Source organism: Lachnoanaerobaculum orale (assembly GCF_003862485.1).
Lineage (GTDB): Bacteria > Bacillota > Clostridia > Lachnospirales > Lachnospiraceae > Lachnoanaerobaculum > Lachnoanaerobaculum orale.
In genome coordinates this window covers 324651-351029 of sequence record NZ_RRCM01000001.1, presented here as the reverse complement: position 1 = coordinate 351029, position 26379 = coordinate 324651, and the positions used below count along the sequence as shown (strand labels likewise).

General features: G+C 37.7%; 23 protein-coding genes. 5 read left to right on the top strand and 18 right to left on the bottom strand.

Going from position 1 to position 26379, the window contains the following annotated elements:
* Positions 1-36 precede the first annotated feature (36 nt).
* From EHW90_RS01760 to EHW90_RS01740, 5 genes are all read left to right on the top strand, one after another.
* Positions 37-1365, top strand: a complete 1329-nt coding sequence (locus EHW90_RS01760) for a YgeY family selenium metabolism-linked hydrolase (RefSeq protein ID WP_124950773.1) — start codon at positions 37-39, stop codon at positions 1363-1365.
* 119 nt (positions 1366-1484) lie between these two features.
* Positions 1485-2681 carry a knotted carbamoyltransferase YgeW gene (ygeW, locus tag EHW90_RS01755; protein WP_124950771.1) on the top strand — a complete coding sequence of 399 codons (1197 nt, stop codon included), beginning with the start codon at positions 1485-1487 and terminating at the stop codon, positions 2679-2681.
* Between the two features lie 139 nt (positions 2682-2820).
* Positions 2821-3768 carry a carbamate kinase gene (arcC, locus tag EHW90_RS01750; protein ID WP_124950769.1) on the top strand — a complete coding sequence of 316 codons (948 nt, stop codon included), beginning with the start codon at positions 2821-2823 and terminating at the stop codon, positions 3766-3768.
* Between the two features lie 14 nt (positions 3769-3782).
* Positions 3783-5114: a uracil-xanthine permease family protein gene (locus EHW90_RS01745; protein ID WP_124950767.1), complete on the top strand. Its 1332-nt coding sequence runs from the start codon at positions 3783-3785 to the stop codon at positions 5112-5114.
* A 164-nt stretch (positions 5115-5278) separates the two neighbouring features.
* On the top strand, positions 5279-6643 hold the full coding sequence (locus EHW90_RS01740; RefSeq protein WP_124950765.1) for a TrpB-like pyridoxal phosphate-dependent enzyme: 1365 nt from the start codon (positions 5279-5281) through the stop codon (positions 6641-6643).
* A 49-nt stretch (positions 6644-6692) separates the two neighbouring features.
* On the opposite strand, the gene EHW90_RS01735 is transcribed toward EHW90_RS01740, so the two are convergent.
* From EHW90_RS01735 to EHW90_RS01650, 18 genes are all read right to left on the bottom strand, one after another.
* On the bottom strand, positions 6693-7643 hold the full coding sequence (locus tag EHW90_RS01735; RefSeq protein WP_124950763.1) for an ROK family protein: 951 nt from the start codon (positions 7641-7643) through the stop codon (positions 6693-6695).
* On the bottom strand, positions 7640-8554 hold the full coding sequence (locus tag EHW90_RS01730; protein WP_124950761.1) for a dihydrodipicolinate synthase family protein: 915 nt from the start codon (positions 8552-8554) through the stop codon (positions 7640-7642). Before EHW90_RS01730 ends, EHW90_RS01735 begins: the two co-directional genes overlap by 4 nt.
* Before the next feature lie 154 nt (positions 8555-8708).
* Positions 8709-10928 carry a glycoside hydrolase family 3 protein gene (locus EHW90_RS01725; RefSeq protein WP_124952612.1) on the bottom strand — a complete coding sequence of 740 codons (2220 nt, stop codon included), beginning with the start codon at positions 10926-10928 and terminating at the stop codon, positions 8709-8711.
* The gene (locus EHW90_RS01720) at positions 10919-11269 is read right to left on the bottom strand and encodes an arsenate reductase family protein (protein ID WP_124950759.1); all 351 of its coding nucleotides are present in this window, start codon (positions 11267-11269) and stop codon (positions 10919-10921) included. The genes EHW90_RS01725 and EHW90_RS01720 overlap by 10 nt, the downstream gene beginning before the upstream one ends.
* 90 nt (positions 11270-11359) lie before the next feature.
* On the bottom strand, positions 11360-11704 hold the full coding sequence (locus EHW90_RS01715) for a protein-export chaperone SecB (protein ID WP_243113883.1): 345 nt from the start codon (positions 11702-11704) through the stop codon (positions 11360-11362).
* Between the two features lie 43 nt (positions 11705-11747).
* Positions 11748-12002, bottom strand: a complete 255-nt coding sequence (locus EHW90_RS01710) for a hypothetical protein (protein WP_242822875.1) — start codon at positions 12000-12002, stop codon at positions 11748-11750.
* Entirely contained in the window at positions 11995-12582 is a 588-nt protein-coding gene (locus tag EHW90_RS01705) for a hypothetical protein (RefSeq protein WP_009663219.1), read from the bottom strand. The genes EHW90_RS01710 and EHW90_RS01705 overlap by 8 nt, the downstream gene beginning before the upstream one ends.
* A 158-nt stretch (positions 12583-12740) precedes the next feature.
* Positions 12741-15122: a glycoside hydrolase family 31 protein gene (locus EHW90_RS01700; protein WP_124950757.1), complete on the bottom strand. Its 2382-nt coding sequence runs from the start codon at positions 15120-15122 to the stop codon at positions 12741-12743.
* A 12-nt stretch (positions 15123-15134) separates the two neighbouring features.
* A complete protein-coding gene (gene pgmB / locus EHW90_RS01695; RefSeq protein ID WP_124950755.1) occupies positions 15135-15779 on the bottom strand; it encodes a beta-phosphoglucomutase in 645 nt (214 codons plus the stop codon).
* Between the two features lie 16 nt (positions 15780-15795).
* Positions 15796-18084, bottom strand: coding sequence for a glycoside hydrolase family 65 protein (locus tag EHW90_RS01690; protein ID WP_124950753.1), 2289 nt, complete (start codon positions 18082-18084; stop codon positions 15796-15798).
* Between the two features lie 11 nt (positions 18085-18095).
* Positions 18096-18935 carry a carbohydrate ABC transporter permease gene (locus tag EHW90_RS01685; RefSeq protein ID WP_124950751.1) on the bottom strand — a complete coding sequence of 280 codons (840 nt, stop codon included), beginning with the start codon at positions 18933-18935 and terminating at the stop codon, positions 18096-18098.
* An 11-nt stretch (positions 18936-18946) separates the two neighbouring features.
* Positions 18947-19846, bottom strand: coding sequence for a carbohydrate ABC transporter permease (locus EHW90_RS01680; RefSeq protein WP_124950749.1), 900 nt, complete (start codon positions 19844-19846; stop codon positions 18947-18949).
* A 53-nt stretch (positions 19847-19899) separates the two neighbouring features.
* Positions 19900-21291, bottom strand: a complete 1392-nt coding sequence (locus tag EHW90_RS01675) for an ABC transporter substrate-binding protein (RefSeq protein WP_124950747.1) — start codon at positions 21289-21291, stop codon at positions 19900-19902.
* A gap of 25 nt (positions 21292-21316) precedes the next feature.
* Entirely contained in the window at positions 21317-22318 is a 1002-nt protein-coding gene (locus tag EHW90_RS01670) for a LacI family DNA-binding transcriptional regulator (protein WP_124950745.1), read from the bottom strand.
* An 89-nt stretch (positions 22319-22407) separates the two neighbouring features.
* Positions 22408-23091, bottom strand: coding sequence for a D-lyxose/D-mannose family sugar isomerase (locus tag EHW90_RS01665; protein WP_124950743.1), 684 nt, complete (start codon positions 23089-23091; stop codon positions 22408-22410).
* Positions 23088-24404 carry an ABC transporter substrate-binding protein gene (locus tag EHW90_RS01660; RefSeq protein ID WP_124950741.1) on the bottom strand — a complete coding sequence of 439 codons (1317 nt, stop codon included), beginning with the start codon at positions 24402-24404 and terminating at the stop codon, positions 23088-23090. Before EHW90_RS01660 ends, EHW90_RS01665 begins: the two co-directional genes overlap by 4 nt.
* Positions 24401-25054 carry a response regulator transcription factor gene (locus EHW90_RS01655; RefSeq protein WP_124950739.1) on the bottom strand — a complete coding sequence of 218 codons (654 nt, stop codon included), beginning with the start codon at positions 25052-25054 and terminating at the stop codon, positions 24401-24403. The genes EHW90_RS01660 and EHW90_RS01655 overlap by 4 nt, the downstream gene beginning before the upstream one ends.
* Positions 25047-26378, bottom strand: coding sequence for a sensor histidine kinase (locus EHW90_RS01650; RefSeq protein ID WP_124950737.1), 1332 nt, complete (start codon positions 26376-26378; stop codon positions 25047-25049). Before EHW90_RS01650 ends, EHW90_RS01655 begins: the two co-directional genes overlap by 8 nt.
* Position 26379: the final 1 nt, after the last annotated feature.

The window sequence follows — 26379 nt, the reverse complement described above, 5'->3', positions numbered from 1 at the left end:
GATATAGTTGTTATTTTTTAAAGGAGGAACAAAACAATGGGTAAATTATCAAAAGAAGAGTTGGAAAAGATTAAATCTTTAGCTGAAGGATACAAGGCTGATATGACAGCTTTCCTTCGTGCTATAGTTGCCAATCCGGGCGAGTCATCTGACGAGGCTGCTCACGTTGCTACAATTAAGGCTGAGATGGAGAAGGTAGGCTTTGACGAGGTTAAGGTTGATCCGCAGGGTAACGTTATGGGATTCATGGGATCAGGCAAGACTCTTATCGCTTTTGACGGACATATTGATACAGTAGGTATCGGAAACAGAGACAACTGGAACTTCGATCCGTATGAGGGATTTGAGGATGATGAAGAAATCGGCGGTCGTGGTGTTTCAGATCAGCTTGGCGGTACAGTTTCTGCAGTATATGCTGCAAAGATCATGAAGGATCTCGGACTTCTTAACGACAAGTATCGTGTAATGGTTGTAGGTACAGTTCAGGAAGAGGACTGTGACGGTCTTTGCTGGGAGTATATCTACCATGAGGATAAGATCAGACCTGAGTTCGTTGTATCTTCAGAGCCTACAGACGGCGGTCTTTACAGAGGACAAAGAGGACGTATGGAGATCAGAATCGATGTTAAGGGTGTTTCTTGCCACGGTTCAGCTCCTGACAGAGGTGACAACGCTATCTACAAGATGGCTGATATCTTAAGAGATGTTCGTGCACTTAACAACAACGGTGATGCAGAGTCTACAGAGATCAGAGGTCTTGTAAAGATGCTCAATCCTAAGTACAACGATCAGTGGAAGGAAGCAAGATTCCTTGGTAGAGGAACTGTTACAGCTTCACAGATCTTCTTCACATCTCCTTCTCGTTGTGCAGTAGCTGACTCTTGTGCAGTATCTCTTGACAGAAGAATGACTGTAGGTGAGACTTGGGAGTCATGTCTTGAGGAAATCAGAGAACTTCCTGCAGTTAAGAAGTACGGCGATGATGTAGTTGTAAGTATGTACAACTATGACAGACCTTCATTTACAGGTGTTGTATACCCTATCGAGTGCTACTTCCCTACTTGGGTACTTCCTGAGGATCACAAGGTTTGTACAAGTGCTGTTGCAGCTTACAAGGATCTCTTCGGTGATAAGAGAATCGGTAATGCTAAGACTACACCTGAGCGTGAGGTTAGACCGCTTCTTGACAAGTGGACATTCTCTACAAACGGTGTTTCAATCATGGGTAGAAACGGTATCCCTGTAATCGGATTCGGACCTGGAGCAGAGGCACAGGCTCATGCACCAAACGAGATCACATGGAAGAAAGACTTGGTAACTTGTGCGGCATTCTATGCAGCTCTTCCTGCTTACTACTGTGACTAATCTGTATAGATTATATTTTGATAGATTATAATCCCGGATACACAGTTTATCCGGGAATGTAACATAAATTGTATATTATAAAAACTAAAGCAATGCTTTTAAAATAAGGAGTTTAAAAAATGTCAAATTTCAAGAATTTAGTTGAAAAGTTAAAAGGCCTAAAGACACAGGATATGTTCATGAACGATTTCTTCCTTACATGGGAGAAGACAGACGACGAGCTTAACGCTGTATGGACAGTTGCAGATGCACTTCGTGATCTCAGACAGAGAAACATCTCTACAAAGGTATTTGATTCAGGCCTTGGAATTTCACTTTTCCGTGATAATTCTACAAGAACAAGATTCTCTTTCGCTTCAGCTTGTAACCTTTTAGGTCTTGAGGTTCAGGATCTTGACGAGGGTAAGTCACAGATCGCTCACGGTGAGACAGTTCGTGAGACAGCTAACATGATCTCTTTCATGGCTGACGTTATCGGTATCAGAGATGATATGTACATCGGTAAGGGTAATGCTTATATGCACGAAGTTGCAGATTCTGTTGAGGCAGGATACAAGGACGGCGTTCTTGAGCAGAGACCTACTCTTGTAAACCTTCAGTGCGATATCGACCACCCTACACAGTGTATGGCTGATGCTCTTCATGTAATCCATGAGTTCGGCGGTCTTGAGAACCTTAAGGGTAAGAAGATTGCTATGAGCTGGGCTTATTCACCATCTTACGGTAAGCCTCTTTCAGTTCCACAGGGTGTTATCGGTCTTTTCACAAGACTTGGTATGGATGTTGTTTTAGCTCATCCGGAAGGTTATGAGGTAATGCCTAAGGTTGCTGAGCAGGCTGAGAAGCAGGCAGCTGAGTGCGGCGGTAAGTTCACTATCACAAACGACATGAAGGAAGCATTCAAGGATGCAGATATCGTTTATCCTAAGTCATGGGCACCGTTTGCAGCTATGGAGAAGAGAACAAACCTTTATGCAGAGGGCGATTCAGAGGGAATCAAGGCTTTAGAGAAGGAACTTCTTGCTCAGAATGCAGAGCACAAGGATTGGGCATGTACAGAAGAAATGATGAAGCTTACAAAGGACGGTAAGGCTCTTTATCTTCACTGCTTACCTGCTGATATCACAGGCGTTTCTTGCAAGGAAGGCGAGGTTGACGGTTCAGTATTTGACAGATACAGAGATCCGCTTTACAAAGAAGCAAGCTTCAAGCCATATGTTATCGCTGCTATGATCCTTCTTGAGAAGTTCAAAGATCCTGCTAAGGTTCTTGAGAAACTTGAGGCACGTGGACAGGACAGAATCCTTTCAGAATAATATAAGTCAAAGTACTTATCCATGTGGCAGTAGTTAAATATAGACAATCATTTCACTGCTGCCTATAAACCAAAAGGCAGGTCACAAAAACCTGTCTTTTTTTTAACATTTCCTAGAAATTTTATTAAGGGGAGATTTTATGACAAAAAAATTCAAAAGCAAGATTGTAATCGCTCTTGGCGGTAATGCCCTCGGCAACAACCTGAAAGAACAGATGGTGGCTGTAAAGACAACCGCAAAGGCTATCGTGGATTTGATTGAAGAAGGCCATGAGGTATTGATTGTACATGGTAACGGTCCACAGGTCGGTGTAATCAACAATGCTATGACAGAGTATGCTCATTCTACAGACTCTGATCCTACTCCACTGTCAGTATGTGTTGCAATGAGTCAGGCTTATATAGGCTATGATATCCAGAACGCTCTTCATGAGGAGTTCTTAAACAGAAATCTTGAAGTTCCGCCTATCGCTACAGTAGTTACTCAGATAAGAGTTGACGAAAATGATAAGGCATTTGATAACCCTTCAAAGCCTATCGGTAAGTTCATGGGCAAGGACGAAGCTCTTGCAGCTGCAGGCAGCAGAGGTTGGATTGTAAAAGAGGATGCCGGCAGAGGTTACAGAAGAGTTGTTGCTTCTCCTGCTCCAAAGGAAATCATAGAGCTTTCAGCTATTAAGTCTATGGCTGATGACGGACAGGTTGTTATCTGCTGCGGCGGTGGCGGAATCCCTGTTATTTCAAACGGTAAGCATCTTGCAGGTGTACCTGCAGTAATAGATAAGGACGCTGCTGCCGCTCTTCTTGCAAAGAATGTAGGTGCAGATACACTTATCATCCTTACCGCTGTTGAAAAGGTTGCCATCGGATATGGCACAGAAAATGAAAAATGGTTAGATAAGCTCAGCACAGCTGAAGCTTTAAAGTATGCTGATGACGGAGAGTTCGCTCCGGGATCAATGCTTCCAAAGGTACTTGCTGCAGTAGACTTCGCTTCATCAGGCGAAAATAAGACTGCTATGATAACATTGCTTGAGAAGGCTAAAGACGCCATCAACGGCAAAACCGGTACAAAAATTGTTGATTGATAAGGAGAAATATTATGAGCAATCAAACAACAAAGCAGTATGCTTCAATATTTGAAATGGATGGATTTCCAAAATTTTCAGATGCTCTTCCGCTTGCACTTCAGCACGTTGTGGCAATGATTGTAGGCTGTATAACACCTGCCATTATCGTATCTAGAGAGGCAAATCTTTCAGATCCTGACAGAGTGCTTATGGTTCAGGCGGCTTTGGTAGTTGCCGCATTGTCTACACTTTTACAGCTTTTCGGTATAGGTACCAAGACATTTAGAATCGGTGCAAAACTTCCTGTTATCATGGGTATAAGCTTTGCATACGTTCCTACTATGCAGGATATTGCGAAAACTTCGGGTGTAGCTTCCATACTTGGAGCTCAGATAGTCGGTGGTATTGTTGCTATATTGGTAGGTCTCTTTGTCAAGAAAATTCAGAAGCTTTTCCCACCGCTTGTAACAGGTACTGTAGTATTTACTATCGGTCTTTCACTTTACTCAGTTGCTGTAAACTATATGGCAGGCGGTATTGGAAAGGATGACTACGGTTCTGTAAAGAACTGGGGAGTGGCTATTTTTACACTTATTATTGTTATAGTACTTAACAACTTTGCTACAGGTATCTTAAAGCTTGCTTCAATATTGGTGGCAATGATTTGCGGTTATATTCTTGCATTGGTGCTTGGTATGGTCAACTTCTCATCAGTAGCAAGTGCAGGTGTATTCTCACTACCTCAGATACTTCACTTCGGTGTAAAGTTTGACCCGGGAGCTTGTATAGCAATCGGACTTTTGTTTGCTATAAACTCTATTCAGGCTATCGGAGATTTATCAGCTACAACAAGCGGTTCTATGGACAGACTTCCTACAGGTGATGAGCTTAGAAGCGGTATCATAGGATACGGTATCTCAAATATAGTCGGTGCCGCACTTGGTGGACTTCCTACAGCTACATTCTCACAGAACGTGGGTATTGTAACAACAACAAAGGTTATAAACAGAGCGGTTCTTGGACTTGCAGGTATTATAATACTTATAGCAGGTCTTATACCTAAGTTCTCTGCACTCCTTACCACTATTCCGTTATGTGTACTCGGTGGTGCTACAATATCAGTATTTGCTTCAATAGCAATGACAGGTGTGAAGCTTATCTTTACAGAGAAGATGGACTTTAGAAACACATCTATTGTCGGACTTTCAGTAGCTCTCGGTGTAGGTATTTCGCAGGCACAGGGTTCACTTGCCGCATTCCCACAAATATTTACTACTATCTTCGGAAAGAGCCCTGTAGTTGTTGCAACTATCATGGCTGTACTATTGAATGTTGTACTTCCAAAGTCAAAGGATACAAAGTAATATATTAAAACATTTTGGCTGTCGCGTGCGACAGCCTTTTTTGAATATATTTTCAAACTCTTCGTTAAATTTTCATTCCCTACTGGACTTAAATACTATATCAATGTATACTTTACTAAATAATATTTGCCGGCGGCAAGTATTTAGCTGAAAGGAGAGAGTGTATGGAGATACCTTATAAGATTTATTTGGAAGAAAATGAGATGCCAAAATATTGGTACAATGTAAGAGCTGATATGAAGAATAAGCCGGCTCCGCTTTTAAACCCCGGAACACATAAGCCTGTTACTGCCGACGAGTTGTCACATGTATTTTGTAACGAGCTTGTAAAGCAGGAGCTTGACGATACTACAGCATTTTTTGAGATACCTGAGGAAATAAGATCATTTTACAGAATGTACAGACCGGCTCCGCTTGTCAGAGCGTACTGCCTTGAGAAAAAACTCGGCACACCGGCAAAGATTTATTACAAATTTGAAGGAAACAATACCAGCGGAAGCCATAAGTTAAACTCGGCTATAGCTCAAGCCTACTATGCTAAAGAGCAGGGACTTAAAGGTGTTACTACAGAAACCGGTGCAGGGCAATGGGGTACCGCACTTTCTATGGCATGTGCATACTTTGGACTTGACTGCAAGGTATACATGGTTAAGGTATCTTATGAACAGAAGCCTTTTAGACGTGAGGTAATGAGAACCTACGGCGCTTCAGTAACACCTTCACCTTCTATGGAAACGGAAGTGGGAAGAAGAATCCTCGAAAAGCATCCGGGAACTACAGGAAGCCTCGGCTGCGCCATCTCAGAGGCGGTAGAAAAGGCCACTACAAGTGAAGGCTACAGATATGTACTTGGAAGTGTATTAAACCAGGTGCTTTTACACCAGTCAATTATCGGACTTGAGACTAAGGCCGCGCTTGATAAGTACAATATCAAACCTGATATCATTATAGGATGTGCAGGAGGCGGTTCAAATCTTGGCGGACTTATCTCTCCTTTCATGGGTGAGAAACTTAGAGGCGAAAGTGATGTAAGAATTATTGCTATAGAGCCTGCATCATGTCCAAGCTTTACAAGGGGAACATTTGCCTATGACTTCTGTGATACAGGTATGATGACACCTCTTGCAAAGATGTATACACTTGGCAGTGATTTTATTCCTTCACCAAGCCATGCCGGCGGTCTCAGATACCATGGAATGAGTTCTACACTCTCACAGCTTTATCACGACGGATATATGGAAGCAATTTCAGTAAACCAGACAGATGTATTCAAGGCTGCAGAGTACTTTGCAAGAACAGAGGGTATACTCCCTGCTCCTGAGAGCTCACATGCTATATATGCCACTATTGAAGAAGCTAAGAAATGCACAGAAAGCGGTGAGGAAAAGACTATCGTATTCGGACTTACAGGTACAGGTTACTTTGATATGGTAGCTTATGAGAAATTCCATGACGGAAAGATGGATGATACCGTTCCAAGTGATGAAGAACTCAAAAAATATGCGGCTATGCTGCCGAAGGTAGACTAAAAATAAGAGCTTTATTTCATAGTACAAGATTATGAAATAAAGCTCAATTTTATTTATTCTCTTTCAAATAATATATCGCACCGACAAGGCCGGCATCATTGCCAAGTTTTGCAGGAACTATTTCAAGTCCTTCCAAGAATCTCGGCATTACCTTTTCATGTACCTTTTTACTTAAGGCTTCTATAAACTCTTTTCTTGTACTTACTCCACCGCCTATAATAACCTGTTCAGGATTAAAGATATGAACAAGTGAAATAATTCCAAGTGAAATATCATCCACCCAATTATCAACCGCCTGCCTTAACAGACTGTTTTTATGTAAGGCATCAAATATCTTTCTTCCGTTGATATTTTCTTCAAAGTCTTTCGGAAAAGCTGTCGGATTTTCCTTTTGCAGTTTTGAGACACTCCTTACAAGCGCTGTTGTGGATGCATATCTTTCAAGACAACCTACATTTCCGCATGAACAACTCTCTCCGCTTCCATGTATCACTATATGTCCTATCTCTCCTGCCAGTCCTCTTTTTCCAAGCAAGATTTTATCATCAACTATAATACCGCCACCCACTCCGGTTCCTATGGTTATAGCAACGATATTTTTATAGCCTCTTCCCGCTCCTATCCATTTTTCACCGAGAGCTGCACTGTTTGCATCATTTATAACTATAGTTTTGACAGAATATTTCTTTTCAAAGCTTTCCTTTATCTTTGAGCCTACCCAGTTCTTTATATGTCCGGCGCTGCCGATAACTTCACCTTTTTCGGAATCTATCTGCCCTGTAGCGGATACACCGATACCCGATATTTCAGTGAAAGCAAGTCCGCTTGAAGCCACAAAATACTCCGTTTTTTCCAAAACAGTCTTAAGTATTGGAGTTTCATATCCGTCAAATGATACCGAGAACTCATCCCTTTGAAGTATGTTGCCGTTCTCATCAACAAGTCCGAACTTTGCTGCGGTTCCACCTATATCAATTCCCAAATACACTTTATTCATCATAGAAATTTCTTTTTAGCATCAACTATCATCTTTGCTGCCGCTTTTGCAATCTCTTTATCAGCATCTGTCAATGCAACCAAAGGTTTTCTTACGCTGCCGATATCAAGTCCCTCATTGATTCTAAGGACTTCTTTTATCATTGCATACATATTTCCATGACCTGATGTAAGCTTCTCAATAATGTCGTTTACATCGTACTGAATATCTCTTGCTCTCTTAATATCACCGCTCTCTATGCTCTCATTCATTGCAAGGAAAAGCTCAGGCATTGCACCGTATGTTCCGCCTATTCCGGCTCCTGCACCTATTACTCTGCCTGATACGAACTGCTCATCAGGACCGTTAAATACAATGTAGTCGTCTCCTCCGTCTCTAACAAATCCTTGAATATCATATGTAGGCATTGATGAGTTCTTTACACCTATAACATTTCTATTCTCTCTCATCTTTGCATAGAGACTTCTGCTTAAAGCCACTCCTGCAAGCTGTGGAATATTGTAGATAATAAAATCCGTATTCGGTGCTGCACTGCTGTAATCATTCCAGTACTGTGCAATGGAATACTCGGGAAGCTTAAAATAAATAGGCGGAATTGCGGCTATAGCATCTACTTTAAGACTTTCCGCATGAGCGGCAAGCTCCATACCGTCCTTTGTATTGTTACATGCTATATGATTTATTACAGTAAGGTCTCCCCTAACCTTCATTACATTCTCAAGAACAACTTTTCTGTCTTCTACACTTTGATATATACACTCACCTGAAGAACCGTTTACATAAACACCTCTGACCTTTTTATCCACAAAATACTCTGTAAGAGCTCTTACTCTCTCAGGACTTATCTCTCCCTTTTCATCATAGCAGGCATAAAATGCCGGTATAACACCCTTATATTTATCTAAATCTCTCATAGTTCCTCCTTATACCAGAGATAATATCAAAAGGGCCAAAATAAATTTGACCCCCTATCAAATATTTATAAGCTTAGAATATCACTCATTGAATAGTTTTTCAATAAATAAAATAATTTTGAAAGTACTTTCAAAACTTTCTATGCTTTATTTTTTATAACCTCAATCCGAAGCCTAGTTCGTAATAATTTCCTGCACTGTCTCTGTATGCATATGCCTTTCCGTTTTCATCCTTCATACTTTCAGGCATATATTTATCCTTATCATATCCCGGTACATCATTAGGACTTACGCATACTCCGTCTTTATTTACGGCAATAACTTCATCTCCCCTTGGTAATGTAAGCGGAAGCTTGGCAACCGGCGAAAACTCACCTGATATAACATCCAAAACAGCCTCATCATAAGTATCAAATCCTGCACATAGTGCATCCGCATAAGGCTCAAACTTACCTAAAAGCCATGGCAGTGAAATATTTATATTTCCTACCACCTTGCCTCCGTTCTTGTGGATTGTATCCGATATAGCCTTTATTCTCTTTGCATTTGCAACAGTGGTTTCCTCATGTGTTTCCTCCAAAGGCAGTCCGTCTTCACTTACATTACAAACAGTTTTACCTTCACATATGCCAAGCTCCAAGTATCCCTTTGTAGCACTGAAATACTCTCCGGAAGTCGGATTTACAAGCAATATTGCAATATCGGCATCCTCAAACTCTTCTACTATATTAAGCCTGTCACAAAAGCGCTTTCTAAGTTTTTCAGTTCTTTCCTTTGCCTGCTCTGCATTTTTATTAAAGCATTCAATATAGACCTTCACGCCTTTCTTTAAAGGAATAGTTCCGTCATTCTTTAATAAAACCACACTCTTTCTATGAGCAAGCTCTGCGACTTCTCTATCTTTCTTATCATTTATTATATCTTTGGCCGCCTTAGGATCTCTGTAAGGATTGTCAAATATTCCAAGTGCAAACATTTCTGTTAATGTCCTTGTTATCGCCTTATCAAGCGCCGCTTCACTCAGTGTAATATCCGCCTTTTTAAAGCCTGCCGGTATATCATGGCTCTCATAATAGTCATTACTTGCTCTTTCAATAGCTTCTTTCGTTTCTTTTAAATCAAACAAGCCGCTTATAAGATCCACCTCTCCGTTATTTATGGCAAAGGCAATTCTTTCAGCTGTATCAAGGGCCTCAACTCCCCAACACATATTGTGGACAATACCTGTATCTGAATTTATATAACCTCTAAATCCAAGCTGCTCTTTCAAAAGTTTCTTTATAAAGTAATCATTGTAGGCAAATCCCAGAGGCTTCATCTCTATATCATTACCATTTAGATCCTTTTGGCTTGCACTCTTATCGTTTGCAGGCTTTGCATAGTATGGCATTATAGATGAAACATTCTTTGCTATGGCACTTTCAAATGCCGGAAGATGATACTCTCTTAAGCTGTTTTCTGTAGCGTATACATTCCATTGCCCTGCCTTATAATGCGGATCAAAACCGTTCTCTCTGGCACCTCCGCCCGGGAAATGCTTTACGGTCATAGCCACTCCGTCTGCAGTCACTCCTTTATCACTACCCTGTACTAAAGGTACAAGCTTTTCAAATATATCTTTGATAAGCTTCGGATCCTCACCGAATGTGCCGTAGGATCTTTGCCATCTTGGATCTGTAAGTACATCGGCCATATACATATAGCCTTTTTTGATACCTGTCGCATCCCATTCTTTTCTTATGGTATTTCCGAATTCTTCGATAACGCCAAGACCTTCTCCTCTTGCAATAGCCGCTATACCAAGAGTTCCCGGCCAGGTTGCAAACACACCTGTAGCATCATTCATTCCGAATATTGTTTCACCGTTTTCATTTCTTGAATTTGAAATTATTTCAACCGGAACAAAATGCTCACATTCCTCAGCCTTTGCATTTAACTGATTTACCCAGTCTACAAGGTCATTAGGACTTGGATTTTTTCTGAATATAAGATGTCTTGCAAACCATTCCTTAATTGCAACAGATGTACTTGGAAGATTTTGTATACCGAAGATTGTTTTGGCATTTACAAGCTCTCCTTCATCCAATACTCCCGATTCATCAAGCTTACTCTTATCCTCCTGATCAAGTCCCATTCTCCAGTCACTTGCAAAAAGCAGACCTATCTTCTCATCAGTGCTTAGTACCTTTACATAACTTTGCGCTCTTTGAAGCGGTGAATTTCTCCAATCATCAAAGTCTTTAAACTCTCCCGAGCCGTCTATATCCTTAAAATACAGTCCTTCAACTTCAAATACCTTTCTGTCACAGCTGCCTACAGTTGCACCGTTTTTATTCTTATAAAACTTTACTCTATCTGATGCCTTTACTGCCATTTTTTCTGCCACTCGCTCTCCTTAAAACCTACCAAAGCAAAATCATCTCCCAAAACTATAGGTCTTTTTATAAGCATTCCGTTTTCTGCAAGCAATTTAAGCTTTTCGTCATCACTCATAGTATCCATTTTTTCTTTGATATTCAGCTCTCTATAGAGCATACCGCTTGTATTAAAAAGCTTCTTTATAGGAAGGCCTGAATACTCCAAAACCTTCTTTAACTCTTCCACACTTGGAGTCTCCTCCACAATATTCTTTTCCGTAAACTCCACATTTTTATCCCTTAACCACTTTCTTGCCTTCACACAAGTTGAACATTTCGGATAATGAAATACTAACATAAAATCTCCTCCTTTAATAAACTAAAAATAGTCCGGCTTAAAATAAAGCCAAACTATTTTTTTAATACTGTTTTTTAGATATACTATATATCACTTTAACTTCTGCGTGTTAATCGGCGGAAGTATAATCGGAGCCATACCGGGCTGCGATGTCAATAGGGTAACTTGACTTCTAATAAATGGAAACATTATCGCAACCGTATTTGTATTTATTATTGACTCTTCTCTTGAATGATCCTCCGACTCATATAAAAATTGTGCTTCCGCTACCAATTCTATGTTCATATCATCCTTCTCAATTTTAGTTGTCAATATTACATTGTATTCATGGTTACCGATAGGAATGATACCCTTCTTTATATCTGCATTAAGTTCACCATTTTTAATAACCTTATCCCTCACAAATGAAAATTTGCTAAAATAAAAGTTCTTCATTTGTAGGCTTGATCTAATGTCCTTAATATCCATTCTCACCTCACTAAGCAGCTAAGCCAATATCCTGTTGTATACAGCCATCATCTAAATATACTGTATCCATATTCGCTACTATAGCTGAATCATTCTTATATATAAATTTTTCATCATAGGATACTGCTGTATTTTCTTCTTCTGCGATGAAGCTTACTCCAAATAATGACTCAAATGTATCCGGAGTATCAGCTTCTGTCAGTGAAATATCATATCCAAACTGCTCTTTCGCATACATTATAAACTTGTCCATCAAACTATTCACCCTGCTTACCTCCTATTCGAATATTGCTGATTATACCGGTATCTTTGACACAATATATTGTCTCTACTCCAAAAACCATGTCTAATGAATCTGCAAACTCAATTGTGTGCTCATATAATGGTTGTGGACGTTGTTTAAAATTACCTATTATCAACCTGTAATGTTTTTCTTCAGCATAAAACGAAATCAACATAGACCTCAATAAAATTTTCCTCTCTACTTCATCATCAACTCCTTCAATAATAATTTTATAATCATCTGATAACGTTGAATTGACAAAGCTTTCAAAATCGTCCACGTCTTTTTTTACCCTTAAGTCAAATGTTTCATCCTTGTATATATCTTCTATATCAGCTAAAATAACTGTTGCCTTAATACTACCTTTGCCCTTTTGCTTTAACTCATTGCATTTTCTTTTAGCTGCCCACCAGGCTTTCGCCTTTATATCATAGAAATATACACCTTCTCCACACCAACTTGTCTTATCTCCTCTTAAAGTGAAGCCATTGGTTTTAATATCTTCTGCAGATGCAATATCTGTCCCATGGCTTAGATTATAGTAGCTTTCAGTATATCTCATTATTTCTCCATGTGACCAATACTCTCTCAATAATATATATTATATTCTAACATTTTTCTATGTTATTATCTATACAATTAAAAATTTATTTTCCCACTTCATGATACTCATTATAAAGCAGTCTGTAATACTTTTCACTTTCTTCTTTATTGCATTCTCTATTTTGCAGATAAAAGCTCTATTATAGCTCCTCTAACAAACTCGTTTTCACATACACAGTAAATTTCACCAATTAATTCACACGCATTTTGAGAGTTATACTTTCGTACCACCTCCATTACAGCTGTCTTTAAATCATATTCTATCTGTGCCTTATTTAGAATGTCAAATACTTTGTTTTGTATGCTCTTATGCAAGCTGTAGTCAAAGGCTTTAACTTCAATCTCCAGTGTGGATTTTGTGGAAATTTCAGGCAATCTTATAATTAAAACATTTTTTGTTTCATCATATTCAATACTTACAGGTTCTATTTTCTTTTTATCGAGTAAAATATCAAATTCACTTTCTTTTCCTGCACCGTAGAAATAGAGATTAAATCTTCTCTTCTCCCTTGCAGCATTTTTATTTCCCGAAACAGGGTTTATTCTAAATATTCTCTTTGCATTGCCTTCCAGAATCTCATATCCTGTATATGCCCAGTCAGACTCGACATAAGTATTAAATTCCTTTTCATCTTCGGCAAGAGTGAACTCTCCGTCCTTACCGGCAAAAATAAACAGATCCATTTCTGCAGGACTTGATATCTCATTTGTACTTACATTTGCATCAAGAGGTAAAATACTTCCCTCTCTTGCAAATACGGCGATATCTTCCAGATTTCTGTAGATTTCAAGTTCACGATTTCCTCTATACCTTACTCCGGTAAAGATATCAAACCATTCACCCTCCGGAAGCCATATCCTGGTCTTTGCCAATCCGCTCTCTGTATCAATTTTTCTTGTCACAGGACATACTATCAGATCCTCTCCGAAATAATACTCATTTTTATAATTATAAACCTTATCATTTGCAGGCTCATAGTAATAAAGCGGCAGTATTAAAGGAAGCTTATCCACATTTGCCCTTTTATTCATGGTATAAAGATATGGTATCAGTCTGTGACGAAGTCTCAAATATCTTTTAACTATTCTTTCGGCAATCTGATTGTACTTCCAAGGCTCTTTTCCGGAAAATTCATTGCAGGTACTGTGCAATCTCATTATCGGTGAGAATACTCCAAGTTGTACCCATCTGACAAACATCTCATCATCTCTTATACCGTTCATATGTCCGCCTATATCATGACTCCACCATGCATATCCGATATTTGATGCTGTAGCTGTAAAATACGGCTGAAAATCAAGACTTTCCCATGTGATAATGGTATCTCCCGAAAAACCTATAGGATATTTATGGCTTCCCACTCCTGCATATCTTGAAAGTATAAGACCTCTTCCACGGCCTTCTCTCTCTGAATCCTTATAGTGAAAGTAGTTTAAAAGCCATAGAGGATCAAGTCCCTTATGTCCTGAATTTTCCCCCTGTTGCCAGTCTATCCACCAGTAATCGACTCCCTGTTTTTCAAGCGGATGATGAACATGTTTAAAATATCCTTCTCTGAATTTATCGTCGACAATATCAAAAAGTACAGGTTCTTCCTTTTTAATATCTACACCCATAAATTCTCCCATATCCTTATAGCAATCTTCATATGCCCTTATACCGTCTGCCGGATGTACATTCAGTAAGACCTTATATCCTCTTGTATGCAGTTCACTTAGAAAATCTTTTGGACTTGGGAAAAGTTCCCTATTCCATGTATAACCTGTCCATCCTGTACCGAATCTACCCTCCACATCCGTAATATGCCAGTCCATATCTATAACCGCCACACTGAATGGAATATCTTCACTGTCAAATCTGTCCATCAACTCCAGATATGACTTTTGAGTGTATTTATAATATCTGCTCCACCAGTTACCAAGAGTGAATCTTGGAAGTAGAGGTAATTCTCCGCTAAGAGTATAGAAATCCTTCAATGCTGTCAAAAAATCAAGTCCATATCCGAAGAAATACAGATCTATTGCTTCCTCATCCTCCCTCAGCTTAAATCCGTCCTTCGTTATAAGCATTGAATTGCTGTCATCCACCACAGACCACATCTGCCTTGAAACAATTCCCTCTCCAAGCTCTGTTTCTCCGTCTATGGCATCAAGTGTTCTTGTTGTTCCTTTTAAACTCTCATTCTTATCTCCATAATGCCATACACTTGAAGTTGTTCCGTAGTTACCGCTCACATTGATCCTTAAGCCTTCGCCTGAGAATTCTTTTTTATCATATATTACTCTTAGATAATCTGTAACTATAACCAGTTTGTCTTCACTGTCTAAAATATCAAACTTTACTTTCGGAAACTTTCTGTTTGTAACAGCCGCCGTCTCTTCATCTACAAATATATTTTTTTTACTGTATTCAAATCTTATAAGTCTGTCTGTAAGAATACTTATGCGATAATTATTTCCTTTAATTATTGAATCCTTTGCCGCCTTTGTATTTACCATTTTTCTCTCTTTCTATATACAATACTTTTGCAAATCTTCAAAGCTTTCCAAACTGTAACTCACATCACCGAGCTTTTTTGCATCCCCTATTCCTGCAACTTGCATTCCGGCTCTTATTGCCCCCTCTACTCCCGAAGCTGCATCTTCAACAACCAGACATTCGTTTGGTAAAAGTTTCAGACCTATCCCCGCTTTTTCAAACACTTCTTTGTCAGGCTTTGAATATTTTATATCATTTCCGTCTATTATAATATCAAAAAAATCAATAAGATTTAACTTTGAAAGTATAAGCTTTGCATTTTTACTTGATGAAGCTATTGCCGTCTTATATCCCCTTTGTTTTAAAATATCTAAAGTGTCTTTAACTTTTTTATCAAGGTCTTTCTCACTCATCTCATTTAAAAGTTCTTTATACAGCTCATTTTTTTTATTTGCAAACTCTTCTTTTTCCTTGTCGCTGTACTTTTTATCAGACCTTTCAAGTATTATTTCCAGACTCTCCATACGGCTTACTCCCCTGAGTCTGTTATTTATTTCTTCATCAAAATATATACCCAAACCGTCTGCAATGTTTTTCCAAGCCATATAGTGATACTTGTCTGTATGACATATTACTCCGTCAAGGTCGAATATTATGCCTTTATATTTTCTTTCCATTACTGTAACCACCCCTTTACTTAATAAGGAGTTTCTCTCCTTTTACATAAATCTCCACACTGTTTCCGTCAATTTTTTGTATACTCACATCATTATTCTTTTCCACTCTGACTCTTAAACTTGTTCCTTTATAAACCAGTGGAAACTCTAAAAAATCCCATCCTTTGGGCAGACATGGACTGATGCTTAAACCTTTTTTATCAATCATTACACCGCCGAATCCAAATACATATACAGCCCATATCCCTCCTATTGAGGCACTGTGTATACCTTCATCAGATGACTTCATATTTGTCCCCATGTCTACACTTATAGCTCCTTTAAACAGCTTATATGACATTTCCTCAAAGTCAAACTCATTTGCCAAAATAGCATGAGTTGACTTACTCAGTGAAGAATCATGTAGGGTCTTATCCTCATAGAAAATAAAATTCTTTTTTCTTGTTTCCGTGTCAAATAAATCTCTGAACAAATACAAAAGCATAACAGTATCAGACTGTTTTGAAACCATGTACTCATTTAGCTGTTTTGTATTATAGTCATTGTAGATTCCAAGTACTTCATCAGAGTTTTTATACTTACTTATATCAAGTTTTTTTAATCCTAAGAATGTGTCCGACTGTGGAATTATACCTTCTTCATTTGGTAGAGGTAAGTAAAGTTTCGGCAATTTCTTTTCTATGCAACCCTTTATATATTTTAAATCAAGTTTGGAATTTAAAATATCAAAAAGTTTCTCGTTCTCAGTTTTTAGATATTCATACTTTTCAAGTGCCAGTCTCATAGTATATGCAGCCATATAATTTGTATATGCATTATTATCTACATGCTCCTTATACTCATCCGGTCCTATAACATTTCTTATCTCATATCTGTCTTTGTCTGCAATATATTCAAGTCTGCTTGCCCAAAAAAGCGCGGCTTCAAATATTATCTCATATCCGTACCTTTCCATATAATCATTATCATTTGTAACTCTGTAATAATTATCTATCGCATACACTATATCGGCTGTTATATGATGCTCTATAAGTCCGGTCCAAACCTTTGTTATTTCACCTGTTACTATATCGGCACCCATATAAAGAGGCGTTACCTCTCCATCATCCACCCATGCGCATTCCCATGGATACATTGCCCCTTCATAGCCGTTTTCTTTGGCTTTTATTCTTGCGCCGTAAAGATTATGATATCTGTATTCCAGAAGTGTCCTTGCAATTTCAGGATGTGTATATGTAAAATAAGGAAGTATGAAAAGCTCGGTATCCCAGAAAGAATGTCCCTTATATCCCTCACCGCTCAGAGCTTTTGCACCTATTCCAACTCTGTTATCATCCGCTTTTACCATGATCCTTAAATGGTAGAGTGCAAAATTAATTGAGGTCTTTATATAATTGTCATCTGTTCCGATATCTATTTTACTTTTATCAAAGTACTCTTTCCACTTTGATTTGCTTCTTTTGAAAAGTTCATCATAACTTAATTCCTCAAGTTCACGTATCAACTTTGCCGACTCTTTTTTTATTTCTTCAAGTCTGTTCTCTTCCTCTAAATGTGTAAATTCTTTATCTCTTTCTGAAAAAAATATTGATTTTTTTTCAAATTCAAGCTTTTCATTTGCATTAACTTTAAGGCTGTATCTGTTTGCAAGAGTTCTTCTTCCCATAACAGGTATTACAGAAGCTTCTTTATTCAGACTGCAAACAGCACCTTGAATCACCTTTACATGTGACTGAGTTGTTTTTGCAATATATTCCATATACTTGCCATCATACACTCGTCTTTGTATATCCTCAAAATGCATAGCCCCGCTATTTGTTACGGAACCGTCTATTCCGCTCTCTATAATAATATTTGCATCTTTGTCACAGAGTAGTTCCACTTTTTGTACAAAGATATGCTCATTATCAAGAGATACAAAACGTCTGAATACAAGATTAAGTTTTATTCCCTTTGGACTTTCCCATTCAATAATTCTTGTACTCTCGCCTGTAGTTAGGTCAAGACTTCTCTCATAGGAAGAAATCTTTCCCTCTGTAAGGCTAAACTCTTCACCGTCTACAACAATCTTAACTGCACTTACATCCGCAATGTTAGGAAGCTCAGTTACCTCCTCATCTGATGCCTTATTAAATGTTCCGGTTATAAAAGTATCTCTTATTTCACCTACATAATGCTCTTCGAGTGCATTTCTGATTCCAAGATATCCGTTTCCCTGTGTAAATATTGCCTCAAACTTATTTATGTTTTTTCTCTCAAAAAAACATTCTTTGATTACTGTGCCTTTATATTCCAACTGCTGCATAATAATCCTCTCTAACCCTTTATTCCCGAGCTTGCTACAGAAGCCTGTACCTGCTCTTGTGCCAAAATATACAGTATTATTCCGGGCAGTATAACTACTGTCAATGCCGCAAAAAGCCTCGGATAGTTATATGAGAATGCTTCCGTAAAAAACTGTAATGCAAGAGGCAAAGTCCTTGTACTGTCTGATGATGTCAGTATGGAAGCATAGAAGTATTCATTCCAGTTTCCTAAAAACATTAAAATCCCTGCTGTAGCAAGTCCTCCCTTTGCAAGCGGTAAATTGATCTTCCAAAATACTGTAAAAAAGTTTGCACCTTCTATTACAGCTGCTTCATCCAAAGACTTCGGAACAGCCATAAATGCAGGTTTTAATATAAAAGTTGATATTGCAAGTCCCATGGAGATATATACCAGCGCCACTCCCCAAATATTGTCATAAAGTCCAAGCTTCATGATAAGAGAAAAGATTGGTTGTGCCTTTGACTGTGCGGGCACGAGCAATGTGACTGTATATAATATGAAAACCAGATTTTTTCCCGGAAACTCATACTTTGCAAGTACGTAACTTCCCATTGCAAAAATTATAAGTGCTATTAATGTAGAACTTACGGATATTAAAAATGAGTTTATAAAATATCTTGCAAAATCATATTTTGAAAATATATATACAAAAGGTTCAAAGCTTATCTGCTTCGGTAATGAAAAAGGATCGGATAAAATCATGGCATTATCTTTAAATGCCGACATAACTACCCATATAATTGGAAAAATAGAAATTATCACAGTAAATAAAAGCAAAATATAAGTGAATACTTTTGATAAAATTTTTCCGCTATTTTTTAAATTCATAAAAGCCCTCCTTAATATACACTTTCATTCATTTTGAACAATTTATTTATAAGCCACAATATGAAAAGTCCGAGAATAAACATTATCACACCATTTGCATTTGCATATCCGTATTTCAGATCCATTATGGATTTTACCAGTATCACCGGTAAATTCATGGTATCATCTCCCGGCCCGCCTGCTGTTGTCAGAGCTATCTGCTCATACATTGCCACTCTTGCTGTAATCGAGGCTATAATGGATGTTCCTATCGCATTTCTGCAAAGAGGAAGCTGTATATATTTTATAAGCTGAAAGTCGGAAGCACCGTCAACACGAGCAGCTTCAAACAGATCGCCGGGTATTGCAAACAAATCATTTAATACTATCAATGTTACGATTACAGCATAAAAGAGCCATGTTAAAGTTACTGCAATAAAAGCAAAAGGTGACTGATAAAACCATTGAACATGAAAATCCGGATTGATCTTTCTTATCAGATTATTTATCATTCCCATGTCATCATGAAACATAAATCTGTAAATCATTGCCCATGCGGCGGCACTTATTACATTCGGTATCATAAAAACCGCTCTGGTAAATTTCCACCCGTAGGGCTTTTTAAATATAGCAAAGGCCACTAATACTCCAAAACCCACATGAAGCACAGCCGCTATAATCGACCATAGCAACAGGTTTTTCAAAGAATATCTGAATGCTGTATTACCGAACATATTTATATAGTTTGTTAAACCGATAAATTTCGGTTTATTAAATCCGTCCCACTTTGTAAATGATGTGTAGAAAACTGTAAATATAGGTTGTATATAAAAGGTTACAAATACAATAAAAGAGGGAAGTAAAAATAAATATATCCATTTATAGTTTTTACGTTCAAGTTTGCTTGCAGCCATTTTCCTCTTTGAACTCATCAAAGTCCTCCTTATTCTAAAATATGCTCCCTATATAGGGAGCATACAAATATTTATTGCTTAGCCTCTTGTGCCTTCTTTGTCAGCTCTGCACAGAATTGTTCCGGTGTCAAAGAGTTGTCAATTAACTTAGGAAGAAGTTTTCCAAACTCTGTATCAGCTACAGAAGCCGGTAATATATCTCCAAGAGTAGCTACGAATTTTGTATCCGCATTCATACTCTGATCAAGTTGATATAATATATTATTTTCTTTAAGTTTATTTAGGAAATCATCACTGTGTTTAATATTTGGAGCGTTTCCACCCTCTGCCAAAATGTAAGCTTCAATCTCTTCTTTTGATCCTCTAAATGCAAGGAATGCCTTTGCAGCTTCTTTTTGCTCATCACTTGCAGCATTTGATATCCAGAAATCCCCATATGCCTTAGGGTTTGCAAGTGCAACATTTCCCGGATATATGGTTGTCTTTACATCTTTTCCGTCAAAGCCGTTGCTCCACTTATCCTTTGCATCCTCATTAAACTCTGATGCCATCCATGAGCCGTTACATATTAAAGCCGCATTATTGCTCATAAATGCATTTGCCGCATCTGCATAAGCTGCACCTACAGTATTGCTTGATGCATTGTTTTGTAAAAGTTTTTGTAACTTTCCTACAGCATTTACCATTACAGGAGTATTATAATCCCAAAGCTTTTCACTTGTATTATTATTTAAAAGCTCAACTCCACCTTCCTCATTTGCAATAAGAGCGGCAAGCATAAGTGATGAAGTCCATGCATTTTCAGATGTCATAAATGCCAACTTATTGTCACCAAGACCTGAAATAAACTCATCCATACTCATATCTCTTATGTCTTTCTCAGGCTTATAAAGAGACTCATTGTAATATAATCCTATAGGTCTTAACACTATAAGCGGATTACAAATAATCTTTCCGTCAACTGTACAAAACTCTTTTGAACCTTCTATCCATGAAGATGAAACATCAGGATATTCTTTTGCGAAATCTGTCAAATCATATGCCATATCATTGTCAAGAATAACCTGCTTAAACCACTGTGTATCTATACCGCCTGAACCGGGTGAATGTACCAATGTAGGAAGCTTATTTTGTCCCGCAAGCTGCTTGATTTTCTCCGCATATGAATCTTGAACAACTTCTTCGACAACTACCTTATATTTGCCTGCATATTTTTCATTAAATCTCTCCACCTGCGGTAGGAAGAATGTAGCACCTACATTTTCTCCTGCCAAATATGTAGGAATCTTAAGCTCAATCTCCTTTCCGGAAGCGCCGTCCTTAGCCTCCTTTGAATCTCCGGACTCTACCGCCTTTGAAGATTCACCTGATGTGTTTGATGAAGCTCCTCCTCCAGAACATGCTGAAAGTCCCAAACAAAGTCCAAGTGCTATTCCCGACTTTAAAAGTTTTTTCAGTTTCATTATAAAACCCTCCTTAAGTTAAATTTTACTCACCTTCTATAAGTTTATGCTTTACATATATTGTTCTTGGTATATCTTCTCCCTTTATTATCTTCATAAGTAAACGCATACCCTCATAGCCTTTTTTTACTATATTTTGATTTATTGTAGCTATCCTCGGCCTAATATAATTTAAAAGCTGTATACCGTCAAACCCTGTAACAATAAAGTCCTTACTTACATTGTAACCCAGATCCTCTATAGCCTTTGCAGCCGCAACAGCCATAAGATCACTCATACATACAAAAGTTCTTCCTTTATTTTTCTTATGCTTTTCTATATATGATTTCACCTTTTTATAAGCCAGATTTTCATCAAATCTACACTCCAGAACATCCACCTCTTTTTGTGAAATACCCTTATCCTTAAGTGCCTCTCTAAAACCTGCATACCTCTCATGTGTAACCGAAGCCTCATTCTTTCCCTTTACAAGTACAAGCTGTGAAAATCCTTTTTCTATAGCATAGTTTGTAATTTCCCTGAAAGCTTCAATATCATTTGTAAGTACGGATGCTCCCATCTTTCCCTCAAGCTTTATATCTATACCTACACATGGTATATCTGTATGTTTTATTTCTTCAATATAGGGATCTCCAAGTTTTAATCCTGCAAGTATAACCCCTGACAGACTGTATTCTCTACAAAATTCCGATAATTTCTGATTTGCCTGCATCTTAGAAGAAATACCATACATAGCTATGATCATATTCTTACCTTGTATATATGAATTCAGACCTTTCAAAACATTACCCGTAAACTCATCCACAGGGCTGTTACTTCCCAAACCGGAAATAAGTATAGCGACATTCTCTTTTCTTTTTGATGAAAGATTTCTTGCACTTTGACTTGGCCTGTAACCAAGTTCCTGCGCAATATCCATTATCTTCTTTCTTGTATCTTCTCTTACATCAGTATAACCGTTTAGGGCTCGCGACACTGTGCTCACGGAAACACCTGCAGCCACGGCTACTTCTTTTATAGATGCCACGCCAAAATATTCTCCAAAATTTCAAACTACAAAAACGTTTTTGGTATTTTTTATGATACTACTTATTCATTAAATAGTCAATATTTTTCTCAATCCTTCGCTACCGGATACTCATTACAAAGCAGTCTGTACGGCTCTTCGTCCTCTTCTATATCAGGGAATCTGCCTATATCTTCATAGAATCTGTTGTCTATATTGTCATCATTACATTGGGAAACTTCACCTATAAGCACACTTCCGCTTCCAGGCTCCACATGGAACTCATGGTATTGATGTGGCCATATGGTGATACTCTCTCCCGGCAAAAGTTTTACAAGGCTTCCCGCTTTTACATAGTATGATCTTCCGTCTGAGTTTATAAGCACATCCGAGTCGGCAAGTCCGCCCTTGCCGTCATCATTATATACTTTTATAAGAAGTGTACCGCCACCTCTGTTTATAATATCCTCCGATTTAAACCAATGGAAATGCATAGGTGCCATCATATCGTCTCTTAAGAATAAAAGCTTTTCCGCATAGACTTTTTTATACTTCTCGTTGTTTCTGTTCCCGTTTCTGAGTGTAATAAGCCCGAAACCTATCTTATCAAAATCTCCGAGTCCGAAATCCGTGATATCCCATCCGAGCATATTATCTCTTATTTCATCATATTCATGCCCCTTGTTTTCCCAATCCTTTGGAGTCCAGTTGCAAAACGGCGGCAGATTAAAGCCGTTCTCCCTTATAAGCTCCTCCATCTCTCTTATGATGCTGTTAATTTGTGATCTTTTCATTCCTTTCCCCTTTCTTGTAACAAATATTTGCTCATTTGTCTTTGCAATATTCTAAGTGCATTTTCTATATCATCTCCCTGATTTAAATTTGAAATCTTGGAGTCCGCCAATGCTATAGCGTCTTCATACCCGCTAAATCTCGGCTTAGCACTACCGTTTTCCAATATTTGGCAAATAAGCTTAGAATCGATAATATCTTCATTTTCTTTAAATATATTCTCAGATTCTCTACTTTCCATAACTTCCTTAAGCACAGATGCTACCGGCATATCATTATACAATTTCTGCTGTATCTGTGTATCATAGCTTAAAGTTTTCAAAAACTCCCATGCCAACTTTTTCTTTTTCGATTTGGCACTTATTGCAACATTCAAGCTGTCAACCATACTGACATTATTCCCTGTCTTTCCTGCCGACATCGGTATACAGTCCCATGCAAAACCGGTATACTTTTTTATTTTATACGGATAAGATTTATACGTTCTGTATTCTGCAAGTGACATCTGACTGAATGCTACTTTTCCGCTGTCAAACTCCTCCTTTGTTACATTTTGATTGCCGTTCAAATCCTCCAAGCTTTTTACAAATCTGATTGCATCCGCTAAGCTTTCTTGATTAAAATATGAATTCTTTCCGTCTTCTGTAAACAATGTAACACCGTTTGATAATGCGGCATTTATCCAATCATATCTGTATATTCCGAAATAATCAGGATTACCGTCCAAATCTCTGTCAAGAGTTACCATCCTGCATACTTTATAAAAGTCCTCAAAAGTGTAGTTATTCTCAGGTATATTCAAATGCAAATTTTCCAGCAATGTTCTGTTCACAAACATCAATGTCGGCATCGCTTCATATGGCAGGGCATACCTGTGTCTCTCAAAGACTCCCGAATTTGCAATCTCACTATAGTACTTATTTATATCAAAACTTTTATCACCGTCCACATATCCGTCAAGTTTTTCTATGAGCCCCAGATTTATATAATTTTCAAAATCGTCATCAAGTACCATAAATACATCCGGCATCTCATCCTTTAGAACTCTTTTTGCCATCCACTCACTGTAATCTTCTTTCGGAATACCGCTCTCATACTTTATCTTTATACCCTTATGCTCTTTTTCAAACTTTTCTATTGCACTGTCAATGACGGAATAACTTTCCTTTACCGCAACTCCCCAGTTACTGCCGTTAAACATGGCAAACTCTATCACTGTTTCTTTAGGTCTGAATTTATAAAAAACTGTACCTAAAACAATAATCAAAAAGGCTATACCTGTATATATAAATATACCAACTTTTTTTGCTTTCACAGCTCACCTCTGCTGATTGCCCAAATAGCTAACTGAGTTCTGTCTCTAAGTTCCAATTTATCCAATATATTCGATAAATAATTTCTTACAGTTCCCTCCGAGAAACTTAAGTCCTTGGCAATTTCCTTATTACTTTTACCTTTTGAAACCTCCTTTATTATAGTCCATTCATTTTTTGTAATCATTTTTATGTTTTCTACAGGTACATGTATAGTTTCATTATTTACAGCCAATTTTGAGAAAAACTTTAAAACCTTTGAAGCAATATCAGGATTTATCATTGCTTGTCCCTGATATACCGTATTTATCGCCTCAACCAGACTGTCCATACTTATTCCTTTAAGCAGATAACCGCTTGCACCGTACTTCAGTGCATTGAATACATATTCATCATCATCAAACGTAGTAAGTATGATTATCTTTATATCAGGGTAACCTTCCTTAATAATCTTTGTACATGACACGCCGTCAAGTCTTGGCATTCTGATATCAAGAAGTATTATATCCGGTCTTTTTTCTCTGATACTTCTTATTACCTCAAGCCCGTCAGACACCGCATCAGTCACTTCTATATCAGGTTTACTGTCAAGGATTATCTTTAAGCTTTCTCTTATCAGTTCCTGATCATCTGCAATTAAAACTTTAACCATATTCCTCTCCCCATCTTATCGGTATCATCGCCTCCACAATAAAGCCGTTCTCACTTCTAAAATTTACCTGTCCTTTTAACATATTTACTCTTTCTCTTATATGTCTAAGGCCAAACCCTGACTCAATCTTTTCACAACCTATTCCGTCATCATGAATCATGAGTCCGATACTCCCGAAGTTTTTCTTTACAACGACTTCTATATTTTTAGCATTTCCATGCCTTATAGAATTTGTCAAACTCTCCTGTACAATTCTATATATAGCCATCTCCTCATCTTCATCAAACTTTAAATTTATATCTTCACTATTAAATATTATATTTACGCCTGCCACCCTCTTTGTATTCTCAACAAGTTCTTTTATCGCACTTTCCAGATTCAGCCTGTCAGGTGCATCCGGTCTCAGTGAACTGACGCTCATCCTGATATCTTTTATACCGTTTCTGCTTACCTTAGATAACAGATCCAACTGATTTCTAAGCGGAGTCTTCTCATCTCCTGCAAGTGCTATACAGGCATCTATTCCGGCGGCAAGTCCTGTAAGTGTGTGTCCCAAAGTATCATGTATCTCTCTGGCTATACGATTTCTCTCTCTAATCTCTGCAAGTCTTGCATTGTCCATTAAGGATCTCTCCAACTCTATATTGGCTTTTTGCAAATCAAAGTTTGCTATTTCAAGTTGTTTATTAAGCTCAATATTTTTCTCTATAATTTCTTCTTTGTTCACTATTATACTGATGCAACAAAGTATAAAACTTACTACCGTCATCAAATTAAGTGTATTGTATATAAAAAATATAACTGTCTGCAAACTTGTACTGCAAACCCTTATATATGCTGAAATATCATATATATTTATAAACAGCTTGACTAAATCATGTGTTGTAAACAAATAACTTACGGTTGCAGCTACTATAACTATTGATATATATTTATTTTTCTTCAAATAAATCAGGGCATTTGCAAACGTCCAAAGCAATATTCCGTTGTAATTAAAATTCAACAATATAATGCATATCAACTCTAAAATAAACTCGATAATAAATGTTACAAATATTATGTATGTATCATTTAATCTGTTGCTGCTCCTTACACTAAAAGTCAATATAAAACATATAGACGAAATAACTGTAAATATAAATATATGCATTGTATTACCGGGTATGCTCACAGATCTTGATATAAACAACTTTGCTTCATGCATATCTATTATTCTTGCCGTGATTATCCATACAAATCCTGAAATCAAAATCATCGTTGTAACGGATATAATAAGCATAAGCTCAAGTATTTTGTTTATTTTTAAGTTTCCTATACTTTTCATA